This is a genomic window from Tardiphaga sp. 42S5 (assembly GCF_034044155.1).
Lineage (GTDB): Bacteria > Pseudomonadota > Alphaproteobacteria > Rhizobiales > Xanthobacteraceae > Tardiphaga > Tardiphaga robiniae.
The window spans coordinates 4,266,856-4,282,530 of record NZ_CP139027.1; the positions used below are offsets into that span (position 1 = coordinate 4,266,856).

Genomic DNA, 15,675 nt, shown 5'->3' on the forward strand with positions numbered 1-15,675 from the left:
CTACTCGCCCGCGTTAGGTGCCTGACGCGGGGGCGATGCGGCGGGCGCAAAGCCCCATTCGTGATTGCCACGCAGGAACGCGATCCAGCCCCAGGCCGCGCCGGCGTGACGCAGCAACTGAAAACTGAACGGTTCGAGGATCGCCGCGAATACCGCTGCGACAAAACGCGTCCGCGTGCGGCCGCCTGTCAGGCGCCGATAGAGATGCACGGTCCAGAGATAGACCAGGAAATCCGCGACGATCTTCGCGGTGATCAGACCGAATACTGGCACGGCGATGGCGGTCTTGCCGGTGACGAGCAAAGCCAGCAGCAACGCGAAGGCCGTGAGACCGTAGATCGGCTGCAGCGTATCCAGCGCCTTGATCGGCAGCATCCGCAGGCCGAGCCGGCCGTAACGCGCATTGCCGGTCATGTCGCGATTCCAGTATTGCGTCTGCAGGAAGCCCGCGAACCAGCGCCGACGCTGCCGCAGGAACGTCATGACGTGAGACGGCGCTTCCGTGCGCGCCAGCGACGTGCCGATCATGCGAAGCTGCCAGTCGAGGCCGTGATCGACGGCATAGCGATGCATGCGGTGGGTCAGCTCATAGTCCTCGACAAGACACTCCGGATCGAAGCCACCGACGGCCACCAGCGCCTCCCTGCGGAAGCCAGCAAAGGCGCCGGAGATCAGCAGCAGACTGTTGCCGCGCATCCAGGCGAAGCGCGAGATGATGTTGCGGATATATTCGTAGGTCTGGAACCACTGCATCACGCGGCCGCTGGCGCTGTCGTCGCAGACCGGCACGAGAATGCCGCCGGCCGCGACCAGCGCGGGATCTGCAGCAAAGGCCGCGCGCATTTCGGCGATGGCATCGTCAGCCAGAAACGTATCGGCATCCAGCGTGATGACGATGTCGGTATCGGCCTTGAGGATCGCCGTGTTCAGCGCCCGCGCCTTGCCCTGATGCGGCAGGCGCAGCCATTGCAGTCTCGATCTGCTAAACTGGCCGATGCTGCTCTGGCCGACCGCCGGAATGGCGAGACCGTAGCGGTCACGGAGGAGCGTATCAGTTGCATCGCGCGAGCCGTCATCCGCGATCAGGATCAGATCCGGCGCATCGGACTGGCGTGCGATGGCGGCCAGCGCCTCCGGCAGATTAAGTGCTTCGTTATGCGCGGCTATCAGGATGCCCACCGATGGACGCGATTGCGCAGCAACCGCTCCAGATGGACCACGCGCGGACACTGCCAGCGGCAGCGTCTGCCACACCACATAGAGCATCAGCACCGTGTCATAGGCGATATAGACCATGCCCGCTGACCACGCCCAGATACTGTTCAAAAAGAACGCGCGGCCGAACAGCAGCGCCCATAGCGCGATTACGGCGAGATAGATCATCAGGCTGATGAACGGCATCCGGCGCGGTGTGATACGCGGCGATGCGGCGGCGAAGGCCGCCTGAAGGGATATTGTCATGCCGTCAATTCAATCGCGCGTTCGAGCAAACCGATCCTGCGAGAGCTACGCGTGAATCGTGATCGAGTTGCGGAGCCGCGATCAAATAGCGCGTGACTGCGGTCACGACGAACACACAAAGTCGTCATGCCTCAAAAGACAAATCCTGTTTAAACTTATTCCATGCACGCACAGAAAATGCCGATTCAACGTTACAGCCGCATCGCCATGATCCTGCATTGGCTGATTGCCGTTCTGATCACACTCAATGTCGCGCTGATCTGGAGCGTGAACCTCATTCCTGAGGACAACATCCGGTTCGTCATCGATGCGCACAAGTCATTCGGCATCACCGTGCTCGGCCTCGTGCTGATGCGCCTGTTGTGGCGCGCGGCCAACAAGCCGCCTGATCTGCCCGAGACCTATCCGCCCGCCGAGAAGGCCGCCGCACATGGTGCGCATCTCGCGCTCTATGTGCTGATGATCGGACTGCCGCTGTCCGGCTGGATGCACGATTCCGCGTGGAAGGCGGCCGGCGAGATTCCAATGTACCTGTTCGGCCTGTTCCAGTGGCCGCGGATCGGCTGGATCATGAGTGTCGAGCCAGCCCTCAAGGAACGCCTGCACGACATCTTCGGCGGCATTCATGTCTGGCTGTCCTATGCACTTTACGCGCTGGTCAGCCTGCACATCGCCGCCGCGCTGAAGCATCAGTTCTGGGACGGCCATCCCGAACTGCAGCGGATGTGGCCCGGTGGCGACGCGCCCGCGCCTAGCCCCTTGTCGCCAGCGCAACGCCCGCCAGCGTAAATACCAGGGCCGCGATCTGCATGGCGCCGAGCGGTTCCCGCAGGGCGATGGCCGAGCTGACCACGCCGATCACGGGCACCGCCATGGTCCCGATTGCGGCCACCGAGGCCGGCAACTGCTTGAGCGCCGCGAACCAGCAGACATAAGCGATGCAGAACCCCACCAATACGACATAGGCGAGCAGCCCCCAGCCCAGCGGCGTCTGTGCTGCAAAATGCGGGCTTTCGAAGATCAGACCCAGCAACAGCACCGGCACACAACCGATCCCGATCTGCCAGGCGGATGACGTCACCAGTGGCAGCGTGAGCCCGAACTTCTTGGCCAGCACCGTGCCGAGCGCAAAGCCGAACCCGCCCAGCAGCGCCAGAGCGATTCCCGGGAGCTTCTCCGCGCTCGCGGCCAGACCACCGCCCCCCCATCAACGCGGCGATGCCGGCAAAGGCCATCAGCATGGCCACGATCCGCTGCATCGACAGGCGCTCGCCGAGGATCAGCCAGGCCAGTCCGGCAGCCCAGACCGGCATGGTGAACGCAATCACCGCGGCCTCGCCGGCCGGTAGCCACAGCAGCGACAAGCCGACGAAAGCCATCCAGCCGAACACGTTCAGGCCCGCCAGCACGACCAGATGCAACCATTGATGATGCGGTACGCGAAGACTTTCGCCGCGCCAGACGGCGATCCCGGCCAGCAGCAATGCCCCGACGATGCCGGTGCTGCCGCGCGCCGACAGCGGTGGCCATTCCGACAGCAGCGCTTTCGACACCGGCCAGTTCAGACCCCAGGCGATCGACGCGATGGCGAGCAACACGAGACCGAAGGGAGCGATTCGCGCGCGCGAAACGGGGGGACTGGGCATTGTCATGGAGGGAACCGGCTGAGGAATCGGCGGGACCATGCGCGCAGTTGAAGGGTCTGACCACTGCCGGTGGAGGGAACCTGCCCGGCAACCACCGCTGCGCCTGAGTCCCCCCAAACGCAATCCCTGGATGACAAAATAAAGTTGGGCTGTGAACAGTGGGCGCAGCTCCGATTCCGGACAGTTTTAGAAATATTTTTGACTTCCGAATCCATGAGGACTCACTGATACTTGACCTCAATCGAGGCGCGCTCTGCCCCCTTGGTTATCCACCCTTTCCACCATATTTAGTATTTGATTCAGGAACCCCGACTACTCCTTGACGGGTGAGATCGGTTTGGCCTAGTTTTCGAACTGTTCGGCGCGGGTCGTTTTTTGTCCCGTCGGACGCTCCCAAACGGGTTCCAGATTGACCGCTCCGTCCTCCAGTCGAGGCTACGGGATCGGGGATTTGCGTCCTGGAATCCGGGCCGGAAAGTCGGCGTTTGGAGCACTAAAAAACGGGCCGGAAACCGGCTCAAACAGCGTGGTGAGGCGTTAGGATCAGGTCGACCCGCAACAGCGAGGAAGCCCGATCCAAGGAAGCATGACCCCGGCAGTCCCGGGTGGCCGAGATGACGGCCAGCACATGCTCCACAGAGAAAACAGGACCGGTTCACCCGGCCAAGCTGCGGCGAATTTGGGGCAACCCAGACGTCGCTAACAGAAATCGCCGATGCCGCCAGATGGGGTGTCGGGCTTAAGACGGGGCACGACCACGATGCAGATTCAACGCCGCTACACCACCGAAGGACTGTCGCCCTATGCCGGGATCGACTTCCGCCACACCACGTCCGAGATCCGCAATCCGGATGGCTCCGTGGTGTTCAAGCTTGAAGGCGTTGAAGTGCCCGACTCGTGGTCGCAGGTCGCCTCCGACGTGCTGGCCCAGAAGTATTTCCGCAAGGCCGGCGTCGCCGCCAAATTGAAGAAGGTCGAGGAAGAGACCGTGCCGTCGTGGCTGTGGCGCTCGGTGCCGGACACCGAGGCCCTCGCCGCTTTGCCCGAGAAAGAGCGCTTCGTCTCTGAGCTCTCGTCCAAGCAGGTATTCGATCGCCTCGCCGGCTGCTGGACCTATTGGGGCTGGAAGGGCGGCTACTTCACCAGTGAAGCCGACGCCCACGCCTTCCATGACGAGCTGCGCTTCATGCTCGCCAAGCAGATGGTCGCGCCGAATTCGCCGCAGTGGTTCAACACCGGCCTGCACTGGGCCTACGGCGTCGATGGTCCCGGCCAGGGCCACTATTATGTGGACTGGAAGACCGGCAAGCTGACCAAGTCGAAGTCGGCTTACGAACATCCGCAGCCGCATGCCTGCTTCATCCAGGGCGTCGAGGACGATCTGGTCAATGAAGGCGGCATCATGGACCTGTGGGTGCGTGAAGCCCGTTTGTTCAAATATGGCTCGGGCACCGGCTCGAATTTCTCGAAGCTGCGCGGCGAAGGCGAGAAGCTGTCGGGCGGCGGCCGCTCAAGCGGCCTGATGTCGTTCCTGAAGATCGGCGACCGTGCTGCCGGCGCCATCAAGTCGGGCGGCACCACGCGCCGCGCGGCCAAGATGGTGGTGGTCGATGCTGACCATCCGGATATCGAGACCTACATCGACTGGAAGGTGAAGGAAGAGCAGAAGGTCGCGGCCTTGGTCACTGGTTCGAAGATGAACCAGAAGCACCTCAAGGCCATCCTGAAGGCCTGCGTGAATTGCGAAGGCTCCGGCGACGACTGCTTCGATCCCGAGAAGAACCCGGCTTTGCGCCGCGAGATCAAGCTCGCGCGCCGCTCGCTGGTCAATGACAACGTCATCAAGCGCGTCATCCAGTATGCCAAGCAGGGCTACAAGGACATCGACTTCCCGATCTACGACACCGATTGGGATTCCGAAGCCTACCTCACCGTTGCCGGCCAGAACTCCAACAACTCCGTCTCGCTGAAGGACGATTTCCTGCGCGCCGTCGAGACCGATGGCACCTGGGACCTGATCGCCCGCAAGGACGGCAAGGTCATGAAGACCATCAAGGCCCGCGATCTCTGGGAGAAGATCGGCTACGCCGCCTGGGCGTCGGCCGACCCCGGCCTGCACTTCAACACCACCATGAACGACTGGCACACCTGCAAGTCGTCGGGCGATATCCGCGCGTCCAATCCATGCTCGGAATACATGTTCCTGGACGACACGGCGTGCAACCTCGCCTCGGCCAACCTGCTGACCTTCTACGACACCGCCTCGGCCACCTTCGACATCCACGCCTACGAGCATCTCTGCCGTCTGTGGACCATGGTGCTCGAAATCTCGGTGATGATGGCGCAGTTCCCGTCGAAGCCGATCGCCGAACTCTCCTACGAGTTCCGCACCCTCGGCCTCGGCTATGCGAACATCGGCGGCCTGCTGATGACAATGGGTCTGTCCTATGACTCCAAGGAAGGCCGCGCGCTGTGCGGCGCCCTCACCGCTGTCATGACCGGCGTCAGCTACGCCACCTCGGCCGAGATGGCCAAGGAGCTCGGCCCGTTCCCCGGCTACAAGAAGAACGCAGCCCACATGCTGCGCGTCATCCGCAACCATCGCCGTGCGGCGCATGGCGAAACCCGCGGCTATGAAGGCCTGGCCGTGGCGCCTGTGGCGCTCGACCATGCCTCCTGCCCACAGGCCGACATCGTCACCCGCGCCAAGATCGCCTGGGATCTCGCCCTCGAACTCGGCGAACTCCATGGCTATCGCAACGCCCAGACCACCGTGGTTGCCCCGACCGGCACCATCGGCCTGGTCATGGATTGCGACACCACCGGCATCGAGCCTGACTTCGCGCTGGTGAAATTCAAGAAGCTCGCCGGTGGCGGCTACTGGAAGATCATCAACCGCGCCGTCCCCGCAGCCCTCCGCGTGCTTGGCTATCGCGAAAGCGAGATCGCCGAGATCGAGGCCTATGCCGTCGGTCACGGTTCGCTGTCCAACGCGCCGGGCATCAATGCCTCGACGCTGAAGGCCAAGGGCTTCACCGATGAGGCGCTGAAGAAGGTCGAGGCTGCCCTGCCGACCGCCTTCGACATCAAGTTCGCCTTCAACAAGTGGACTTTTGGCGAGGACTTCCTGCGCGACGTCCTCAAGATCGAAGCCGAAGCCATTGCGGCTCCGGGCTTCGACCTGCTCGCCGCGCTCGGCTTCACCAAGCGCGAGATCGAAGCCGCCAACGTGCACATCTGCGGCGCGATGACGGTGGAAGGTGCCCCGCACCTGAAGGCCGAGCACTACAGCGTGTTCGATTGCGCCAATCCCTGCGGCAAGATCGGCAAGCGCTATCTCTCGGTGGAAAGCCACATCCGCATGATGGCGGCATCGCAGCCCTTCATCTCGGGTGCGATCTCCAAGACCATCAACATGCCGAACGACGCCACGGTGGAGGACTGCAAGTCCGCTTACCTCCTCTCGTGGAAGCTCGCGCTGAAGGCCAACGCGCTGTATCGCGACGGCTCCAAGCTCTCGCAGCCGCTCAACTCGCAGCTCATCAGCGATGATGACGAGGATGAGGATGCGCTGGAGAACCTGATGGAGAAGCCGATGGCGGCCCGCACCGCCGCGATCTCCGAGAAGGTGGTCGAGCGTCTGGTCGAGCGTATCGTGGTCATGCGCGACCGCGAGAAGATGCCGGATCGCCGCAAGGGCTACACCCAGAAGGCCGTCGTCGGCGGTCACAAAGTGTACTTGCGCACCGGCGAATATGACGACGGCCGGCTCGGCGAGATCTTCATCGACATGCACAAGGAAGGCGCGGCGCTGCGCTCCTTCATCAACAACTTCGCCATCGCCGTCTCGCTGGGTCTCCAGTATGGCGTGCCGCTGGAGGAATATGTCGACGCCTTCACCTTCACCCGCTTCGAACCCGCGGGCCCGGTGCAGGGCAACGACAGCATCAAGTTCGCGACCTCGATCCTCGACTATGTGTTCCGCGAACTCGCGGTCTCCTACATGTCGCGCTTCGATCTCGGCCATGTCGACGTCTCCGAGTCGGGCTTCGATGCGCTCGGCAAGGGCGAGGACGAAGGCAAGGCGCCGGCCGACCAGAACAAGTATGTCTCCAAGGGCCTGACCCGCTCGCGCACCGACAACCTCGTCGTCATGCGCGCGCCGGCCCCGGCTGAGAACACCGACGCCCGCGCTTCGGGCAACGTCACCTCGCTGAACGCGTCGGGCGCCACCGCCCGTCACGGAAGCGGAGATGCCGCGGTGGCCCTCAAGACCGCCGAGCCCGAGCACGCGCTCTCGCCGACCGAAAAGCTGGAGGCACAAGCCTGGAGCAAAGCCGGCAGCGCCGCTGCCGCCGCGCCCAGCAAGGCCGAACGCCGCGCCGAAGCGAAAGCCAAGGGCTACGAAGGCGACATGTGCGGCGAGTGCTCGAACTTCACGCTGGTGCGGAATGGCACGTGCATGAAGTGCGATACGTGCGGCAGCACAACGGGGTGTAGCTGAGTTCAGACGACGTCATGGCCGGGCTTGACCCGGCCATCCACGAAAAGGCTCCCACTTGGGAGCCTTTTACGTTCACACAGCTATCAGAGGTTTGCTACGCTTGAGCAGCCAGCGCGAGGCGAAGGTTGCGCTTGGTGAGCATCGGCCTGCCATTCTTTGAAAAGCCTTCATTGACCACTTTCGCATAAGCAGCGTCGTGAACGACGTCGCCTGCCTCCTGAATAAGAACGAATGAAATATATGGGCCGTTATTGTCGTGGATCATCAAACGATGGATGTTTTGCCACCCTTCACTCTTTAAATTTCCGACGAGAGCGCGACGAACTGCATTCGTCAGAATGTCCACAAACTCGAGTCCATACTGCACATCTGAGCAGAACTGGATGTCCTTAAGAAGAAGCCTTAGCGAAGTACCCTGTCCGCTCTCATCCACCGCGTTGAATTTGCTGTAAAATGAATAATCCGCATGGAAGCCTTCTGGAAGTATCCCCGCCGGCCTTCTCTTTGACATGCTCGCGAGCGCGCCCTGTGCGTAGTGAGCCCACCATTCTTCCCACTTTGTGACCTTAGCCGGCTCCTTGCCGTCGATGATCCACGAGAAAGAGCTAAGCTCATAGGGCTTGCGCTGCGCGAAGAATGTCGTCGCCCGACTGATAACATGATGCAAGACATCAAAGGTCGCCAAGGCCTGAAGGAATAAGTTAACAGGTTGCTTTAAGATGTACTCACTAGCCGCTTGAACCTCGAGCTGTACGTCTTCTCTAAAGTTTTTCACCTTTGCCAACATCTGCTCGCCCAACTTCTTTTGGTACCCAAGAACGGCGTCTTCTTGGTGCAGTCCGAAATCGAGGGCCGTTATCTCAAAAAGCGCTTCATTGCGGACCAACAACATAACTACTTTGTCCACCTGCTTCTCAGTTAGGAGTCTCCCCTTCACCTCTCCTTTATCTTGCGGAAGACTCGCCCTCAACTTCGCGTATTTCTTCGCGAGGTTGTCCATCATCACGTCTGGGATGACGAGCGCTCCGACAACGCTGATTGACCCGGCTTGGAAGTTGCTAAATGAACCGCTCTCGTCAATGAAAACGCGCACCTAATTGTCCCCAAATTCTAAATTCCATATAGATATGCAGGATGGGTTGAAATCTTTGCGAAGCCCATCATGGCAATGCTCGACCATGATGGATCTTCAAGGCACCCAAAACAGTTGGCGAACTCACTCAAATACAAACGTGGACGAGGGTACGATTTTTGCTCGATCGAAAAGATCAGCCTTCTCTTGGAGAGGCACTTGCTCATAGAACGCCGGAATTCTCTCGTTCACACGGTCAAGAAATTCTCCGGCGATTCCCTCTTTCTTCTGTTTGAGCTCAATCAGCTCCGCGTCATTTAGAAATATCTGAACAACGCCGACCTTGTATCTCTCCGCGTAGTAGTCAATTGCTTTTGGCAGAGCACGACCCGCGTCGCCAATACGATACACAAACCACGATCTGTTGCTGAATCGCTTATGAGAAATTGCCTCGAAGATATACTGCTCCCATCCTGTTTCGGAGAGCTTGACCTCACAAGAGGCTACTTCAATCTCGATCGAACCGAAAAGATCAACTTTCTTCACCCCGACAATATCCGGATTCCCCCATTTTCCACCGCCCTTCAGTGTGGAGACATCTTTGGAAGTGAACCCTTTCGTTTGGAGCCAAGAGCTTACAAGCGGATAAAGATCTCGCTCGCTGAATGAGACCTTTTGCGCGTTCTGAACATCCTGGATTTCAGCTTTTTCAACTGGTTTCTCTGGCGCGGGCGCTTCTTCTTGGACCCAGTATCCACCCCAAGCACCTCCACTGAAAATTGCGGAGCTCTCATCTTTATTCGCAGCATGACTGATGTAATTAAAAATGGAGGATCGAGCCAAGACAACATCAAGATTTTGAGCTTTGATCTCGTTTTGGATCGCATCTACGAGGTCCCGACTCCTCATAGCCTTTCCTACCGAAGTGTGCCCGTGACTCTTCAACGTTTCTTCAGCAATTCGATTGATCGCCTGATAAGTCGGGTTTGCCATCTGATCTCCGAACGGACACTACTTTTAGTAGAATCTTGAATACCCTATTGCAGCATCCCGTCAAGCGAAGCCATCATTCACGGCGAAGCAAGCGAAGGCGAGCCAGCGTAGGGCGGATTAGCGCAACGTAATCCGCCACCGACTGTCTCTTGGCGCAATACGCTTCGCTATTGCGCCCCACTCGCTGCGTTTTCCCTAGTCCCTTGGATGTCTTGCAGTGCGCGGTCAAACCGTCGACGGCCATGGTCGAGGCATGAGGCGCTGTTGCTTCATCAGAGGTCGCGCACGGCTAGGCGCTGGTGACGCAGCGCCGCGTGATGTGGTTGATGTCCAGCGCGCCTACCTGCCGCATGATCGTGATGAACTCATCGTCCAGGATCTGCAGCACCCGGTCCACGCCGGCCTCGCCGAACGACGCCAGGCCCCACACGTAAGGCCGGACTTGCCGGCGGCCGTTTTCAGCGTGACGGTCACCGAAGCGCCCTTGACGATGTCGCCCTTCGCTTCGGCTTTCAATGCATTTCCGGAGATGACGAGCGGCAGCGTCTCGCGGTCGTTTCCGGACGTCAGCAGCACGGCGCCGGAAACGCCGCTGGCGGGGAGCGGCTTGTTGGCCTCGTTGAGGATGTTGAAGATCAGCACCTTCCCCGCAGCGATCATCTCGACATACACGCCGACGAAGATCGGCGAACCGATGGCATAAGCAAGAAAGAAAACGCCTCCGGCGAACCCCGCCTGTGTCTCCGAAAAGCCAGTGTTGGTACGCAACGCCGGCGGAACGGCAGCATAATTGGCGATGCGTGCCGCCGTAGTAGGACTCGCGCGGCGCATGGGGTCAGCGGCACACCTCTTCGTAGTCGCTCGACCAGGTCTGGATTGGCGATGAACGGGCGCCCGAAGGCCCCAGCATCGATCTTGCCGGCTGCGCGGCGCTCGATCGCGAGATCGTAGCTGTTGTTGCCGATATACAAGCGCGCTTTCGATGCCCAGTTGGCGGTTTTCGTCGCCTCATCGACCGGCTGACGAAGTCCGTTCTGGGTCAATCTTCGCGTCGTCACCGTGACGAGGAAGGCGACCTCGCGTATCGGCAAATCCTTTTCGGATTAGTGCTGCATATCGGCCAGTTCCTCCACGAGCACGCGAACATTCTCGCTGTAGTCCACCGGCACCACCACGAGGTGGAGGCCACCAGCCGCGAAGGCCTTCTCCAGTGTCGGTGCCAGACCGCCCGCCTCTGTCACGCGATGACCCTGGGCACCGTAGGACTGCGCGTAGGCAACGAAATCCGGATTGCCGAAAGTCATCCCCGCATCGGCGAAACCGTCGACGGCCTGCTTCCACCTGATCATCCCGTAGGCGTGATCCTCGATGACGAGCACGACCAGATCGAGCTTCAGACGCTGCGCGGTCTCCAGTTCCTGCGAATTCATCATAAAACCGCCGTCGCCGGCGACAACGAGCACCCGGCACTTCGGATTCAGCAACGCCGCCATCATGCCCGACGGAAGCCCCGCTCCCATCGTCGCAAGCGCATTGTCGAGCAGCAGCGTGTTGGCGACGTCCGTGCGGTAGTTACGCGCGAACCATATCTTGTACATCCCGTTGTCCAACGCGACGATGCCGTCGGGTGGCATGACCTGGCGGACGTCGTGGACGATCCGCTGCGGGGTCAGCGGAAAGCGGTCTTCGTTGGCCCGGTCGCCGATGTGGCGCAGGATGTCCGCGCGCACGCCGTCCCACTGCGTGGTCTGCTTGAGCTTCCCATCGAGCTCGGCCGCCAGCATGTCGAGACCTTTCGCAATGTCGCCGATAAGTTCAGCTTGCGGGTAGTAAACCTCCTCGACCGTCGCCGGCGTAAAGCCGATGTGGAGCACCTGATGGCGGCCACGCCCCATGATGAATGGCGGCTTTTCGATGGTGTCGTGGCCGATGGTGATGATCAGGTCGGCGCAGTCGATCGCGCGATGGACGTAGTCGCGTTCGCTCAGCGCCGCCGTGCCGACATAGTAGTCGGACGCCCCGCCGACGGCCCCCTTCCCCATCTGCGTGTTGAAGAATGGGATCTTCACCCGGCGGACGAATTCAGAGAGCGCGGGCGCGAGCATGGGCCTACTGGCACCGGCACCGAACATGAGCAACGGGCATTTCGCCGAGAGGATGAGCTCAGCCGCCTTCCGGACGGCGTCCGTCGAGGGCGCCGGGAGATCGGTCGGGTGGACCGGGACCACCGAAACGCCGGAAACCTTCTCCGCCGCGACATCTTCCGGAAGCTCCAGGTGCACGGGTCCGGGACGCTCCTCCATCGCAATCCGGAAAGCATTCCGGACGACGGTCGCAATCGAAGACGCACTTACGATCTGCTGCGACAGTTTCGTGAGCGGCTTCATGCTCGCGACGACGTCCACGATCTGGAAGTGCGCCTGTCGGCTGGCGTGGATCGCCTTTTGGCCAGTGATCAGGACCATCGGCATGCCTCCCAGGAGCCCATAGGCAGCCCCTGTCGAGAGATTCAGGGCTCCGGGCCCCAAAGTGCTGAGGGCGACACCAGGCCTCCCTGTGAGGCGCCCGTGGGTCGCTGCCATGAAGGCGGCGGGCTGCTCGTGACGCGTGACAACCAGTTCGATGGAAGACTTGCGCAAGCTCTCGACGACGTCGAGGTTCTCCTCGCCGGGGACGCCAAAGATGCGGTCGACGCCCTCGTTTTCGAGGGCCGCCACTAGCAGATCGGAGCCTTTCATTTCCCGGTCCTCGTTGTTCATCGTCAAGCTCCTCCATTTGCCCAGTACCGTATCAGACAAACAGGCCCATTTAATGAAACGTTTGGTGGAACAGACGCGCGTCACCGTTGCCGCACTTTGAGAGCGACTGAGCTTGGCTTTCGGTGACGCGGTCGCGTGAAGCGAAAAATCTACGCCTTTATGAAGGACAAAATCTCGGCATTGATGATGTCGGCGTGGGTCGTACACATGCCGTGAGGTAGCTTCTCGTAGATTTTGAGTGTGCTGTTTTTCAGAAGTTTCGCGGACAGAAGAGCGGAATCCGCGATAGGGACGATCTGATCATCGTCGCCGTGCAGGACGAGCGTTGGCACAGCGATGCTCTTCAGGTCCTCGCTGAAATCCGTCTCCGAGAAGGCCTTGATGCCGTCGTGGTGCGCTTTTGCGCTGCCCATCATGCCTTGGCGCCACCAGTTTTGAATGATCGCCTGCGACGGTTCTGCTCCAGGACGATTGTATCCGTAGAACGGACCGCCCGAGAAATCGAGGTAGAACTGCGACCTGTTGGCTGCAAGCTGGCTGCGCAGGTTATCGAACGCCTCGATGGGCAAGCCTCCGGGATTGGCAGCGGTTTTCAGCATCAACGGCGGCACTGCGCCGATGATCACGAGCTTGGCTACGCGGCCCTTACCGTGACGAGCGACGTACCGTGTCGCTTCGCCGCCGCCGGTTGAATGTCCGATGTGAATCGCATTGCGCAGATCGAGATGTTCGACCAACGCAGCGACATCGGCCGCGTAGTGATCCATATCGTGGCCGTCGCTTACCTGGTTCGATCGACCGTGACCGCGTCGATCATGGGCGATGACGCGGAAGCCTTTACCGACGAAGTGCAGCATCTGGTTATCCCAGTCATCTGAGCTCAACGGCCAACCATGATGGAAGACAATCGGTTGGGCCGATTTCGTGCCCCAGTCCTTGTAGAAAATCTGTACGCCGTCCTTGGTGGTGATGGAGGTCATGGGATCGTTCCTCTGCGTTGGATATATGGGGGGTATTGTTTGGATGCCGGCGGCCGACGTGAAGTTGACGACTAGCGAAATCGCATACGTAAGCGTGGTCGCAAGCACCCTCCGTCGGGAAGCATTCGCAAGCCCACTGACGACGCGTTTCGAGTTCATCGTTCGTCTCCTGTCGTTGACGTGGCACGATGATTTCTAGTGAAGCAGGCGTCCTTCTGCGCCAGAGCGATTGCTCGACCTGCAGAGCGATTGCCGTCAGACAACGCGTCGGCGCCAATCGGTCGGAGTTTCGCCCGTCAGCTTCCGGAACGCCGGGGCGAACGCGGTTTGGGACGAATAGCCCAGCGCTGCAGCGATGGCGCCCGGAGACCGCGAGGACGAAGTAATTGGTCGGATGGTGCCGGAGAGATCGAACTGCCGACCTCCGGTTCAGAAAGCCGCAATCCACCCCGTGGGCGACAGATGCGGACATTCAGCGATCTACAGCTACAATGCCGTCTGCTGCTTCGCTCAAGACCTCGCGACGCACCGGAAGCCGAGCACCCAGAGGTTGCGCACTTTGGGACCATCGAAGGTGAAGATCGGCGCGCCCAGCCAGTCGATATGCTTGCCAGTCGGCGGATGGCCGAACATCGCTTCGCGCTGGATGCCGTGGAAGAACACCTCGCCGGAAACGCGGTGCCCCTCCTCGATCACTACCAAAATGTCCGTCGCGTAGTGCTGCGCCAAGCGAGGGCGGATTAGCGCAGCGTAATCCGCCGCCACTGTTTCTCGGCGGAATACTCTTCTCACTTGCACCCTACTCGCTGCGTTTTCCCCAGTCCCTTGGAGTCTTGTCGCGCGCGGTCAAACCGTCGACGGCCATGATCCAGGAATGAGGCGCTATTCATTCATCGGAGGTCGGGCACGGCTAGGCGCTGGTGACGCAGCGCCGCGTGATGTGGTTGATGTCGAGCGCACCCACCTGCCGCATGATCGTAATGAACTCATCGTCCAGGATCTGCAGCACCCGGTCCACGCCCGCCTCGCCGAACGACGCCAGGCCCCACACGTATGGCCGGCCAATGCCGACGGCCGTGGCACCCAGAGCGAGCGCCTTCAGGACATCGGTGCCGCGGCGTACACCCCCGTCGATCAGCACCGGGATGCGGCCGCCCACCGAATCCACGACCTCTGCCAACACACCGATCGTCGACTGCCCGCTCTCTTCCGCGCGCCCGCCGTGGTTGGAGACGATCAGGCCGTCCACGCCATGGCGCAACGCCTCCTTGGCGTCCTCGCCCGTCATGATTCCCTTCAGCACGAGCTTGCCCTTGACGATCCCGCGCAGGCGATCGACGAATTCCCACGTCATCCCGGTGCCGTAGAGGTTCGTGACCTTGGAAACATCGATGTCCGCGAAGTTGGCCTTGCGGCTGACCTCATTGGTGAAGCCCGGCGTGTGACAGCCCGAGCACTCGCGCAGGTCCTGGCGTCGCTCGCGGAACAGGGTTTCGGTGTTGCGGCCGCCCTGACGGTCGACCGTGAGGACGATCGCTGGAGAGCCCGCGCTCTCGGCGCGCTGCACCAGCGCCCGCGTCACGTTCCAGTCATCCGTCGGATACAACATGAACCAGGCGGGCCGGCCGTGCGCCTTGTTGACGTCGACGATGCTCGCATTATCGACCGTCGAGAGAATCATCTGATGGTTGCGCTTGGCAGCGGCGCGCGCCACGGTGACCCCCGCCTCGGGATCGTAGGCGCCGAGGCTGCTGACCGGGCACATGAAGATGGGGCTGGCCCAGGTTTCGCCGAAGATCTTCACGCTGGTGTCGATCTTCCGCGCATCGATGAGACGCTGAACGCGGATGTTGTACTTCGCGAAGGCCGTGTGATTGGCGTCGCGCGTCACGTCGCCGTCTACGCCGCTCTGGAGGTAGCCCCAGTGCGCCGGCGCGTCCTGGCTGAGCACGGCCTTCTTCGCCGCCGGCTCGAACTCAAACACATCCAGCGCATCGGTCGGAGCGGTGATGATGCCGTCCGGGCCGAACGCCCTTCGAGAGCCGCGCAGTACGTCGTAACTCTGCGCGAGCGCTTGATGCGAGTTAGCCGTCAACAGGGTGGTGATCGCACCGAGAGAGGTCGCCGTGAGAAGAGGACTAGCGGCGAAAAAGCGTAGGAGTTGGCGGCGCGCGATCATGGTGCGCTCTGAAATGTCCGACACCCCGGCTGCACTTGTCGCCTTCACCAGCGTCGTCCTGCGCGAGAAACCTGTCATCGT

The 15,675-nt window shown here is 61.0% G+C and carries 12 protein-coding genes and 1 pseudogene; 2 read left to right on the forward strand and 11 right to left on the reverse strand.

Going from position 1 to position 15,675, the window contains the following annotated elements:
- Nucleotides 1–1,461, reverse strand: coding sequence for a glycosyltransferase family 2 protein (locus tag SFY93_RS19850; protein WP_320444299.1), 1,461 nt, complete (start codon nt 1,459–1,461; stop codon nt 1–3).
- A 177-nt stretch (nt 1,462–1,638) separates the two neighbouring features.
- Here SFY93_RS19850 and SFY93_RS19855 point away from each other — a divergent pair, with 177 nt between their 5' ends.
- Complete coding sequence (locus SFY93_RS19855) at nt 1,639–2,250, forward strand: cytochrome b (RefSeq protein ID WP_320444300.1); 612 nt, start codon at nt 1,639–1,641, stop codon at nt 2,248–2,250.
- Here SFY93_RS19855 and SFY93_RS19860 read toward each other — a convergent pair.
- Nucleotides 2,213–3,113 (reverse strand): annotated as a pseudogene (locus SFY93_RS19860) (DMT family transporter). The gene SFY93_RS19855 and the pseudogene SFY93_RS19860 sit on opposite strands and share 38 nt — an antisense overlap.
- 754 nt (nt 3,114–3,867) lie before the next feature.
- On the opposite strand from SFY93_RS19860, the gene SFY93_RS19865 reads away from it, so the two are divergent.
- Complete coding sequence (locus SFY93_RS19865) at nt 3,868–7,611, forward strand: vitamin B12-dependent ribonucleotide reductase (protein ID WP_320444301.1); 3,744 nt, start codon at nt 3,868–3,870, stop codon at nt 7,609–7,611.
- Nucleotides 7,612–7,705: 94 nt separating this feature from the next.
- Here SFY93_RS19865 and SFY93_RS19870 read toward each other — a convergent pair whose 3' ends face one another.
- The 9 genes from SFY93_RS19870 to SFY93_RS19910 all read right to left on the reverse strand — a co-directional run bounded on the left by SFY93_RS19870 (nt 7,706) and on the right by SFY93_RS19910 (nt 15,672).
- Nucleotides 7,706–8,704, reverse strand: a complete 999-nt coding sequence (locus SFY93_RS19870) for a hypothetical protein (RefSeq protein WP_320444302.1) — start codon at nt 8,702–8,704, stop codon at nt 7,706–7,708.
- 123 nt (nt 8,705–8,827) lie between these two features.
- On the reverse strand, nt 8,828–9,676 hold the full coding sequence (locus SFY93_RS19875; RefSeq protein ID WP_320444303.1) for a hypothetical protein: 849 nt from the start codon (nt 9,674–9,676) through the stop codon (nt 8,828–8,830).
- 289 nt (nt 9,677–9,965) lie between these two features.
- Nucleotides 9,966–10,055, reverse strand: coding sequence for a hypothetical protein (locus SFY93_RS19880; RefSeq protein ID WP_320447807.1), 90 nt, complete (start codon nt 10,053–10,055; stop codon nt 9,966–9,968).
- On the reverse strand, nt 10,016–10,507 hold the full coding sequence (locus SFY93_RS19885) for a hypothetical protein (protein WP_320444304.1): 492 nt from the start codon (nt 10,505–10,507) through the stop codon (nt 10,016–10,018). Before SFY93_RS19885 ends, SFY93_RS19880 begins: the two co-directional genes overlap by 40 nt.
- Before the next feature lie 272 nt (nt 10,508–10,779).
- The gene (locus tag SFY93_RS19890) at nt 10,780–12,435 is read right to left on the reverse strand and encodes an acetolactate synthase large subunit (RefSeq protein WP_320444305.1); all 1,656 of its coding nucleotides are present in this window, start codon (nt 12,433–12,435) and stop codon (nt 10,780–10,782) included.
- Nucleotides 12,436–12,584: 149 nt separating this feature from the next.
- Complete coding sequence (locus SFY93_RS19895; RefSeq protein WP_320444306.1) at nt 12,585–13,415, reverse strand: alpha/beta fold hydrolase; 831 nt, start codon at nt 13,413–13,415, stop codon at nt 12,585–12,587.
- A gap of 255 nt (nt 13,416–13,670) precedes the next feature.
- Nucleotides 13,671–13,811, reverse strand: a complete 141-nt coding sequence (locus SFY93_RS19900) for a helix-turn-helix domain-containing protein (protein WP_309946277.1) — start codon at nt 13,809–13,811, stop codon at nt 13,671–13,673.
- A gap of 114 nt (nt 13,812–13,925) precedes the next feature.
- Entirely contained in the window at nt 13,926–14,180 is a 255-nt protein-coding gene (locus SFY93_RS19905) for a nuclear transport factor 2 family protein (RefSeq protein ID WP_139285825.1), read from the reverse strand.
- 145 nt (nt 14,181–14,325) lie between these two features.
- Entirely contained in the window at nt 14,326–15,672 is a 1,347-nt protein-coding gene (locus SFY93_RS19910) for an alpha-hydroxy acid oxidase (RefSeq protein ID WP_320444307.1), read from the reverse strand.
- Nucleotides 15,673–15,675: the final 3 nt, after the last annotated feature.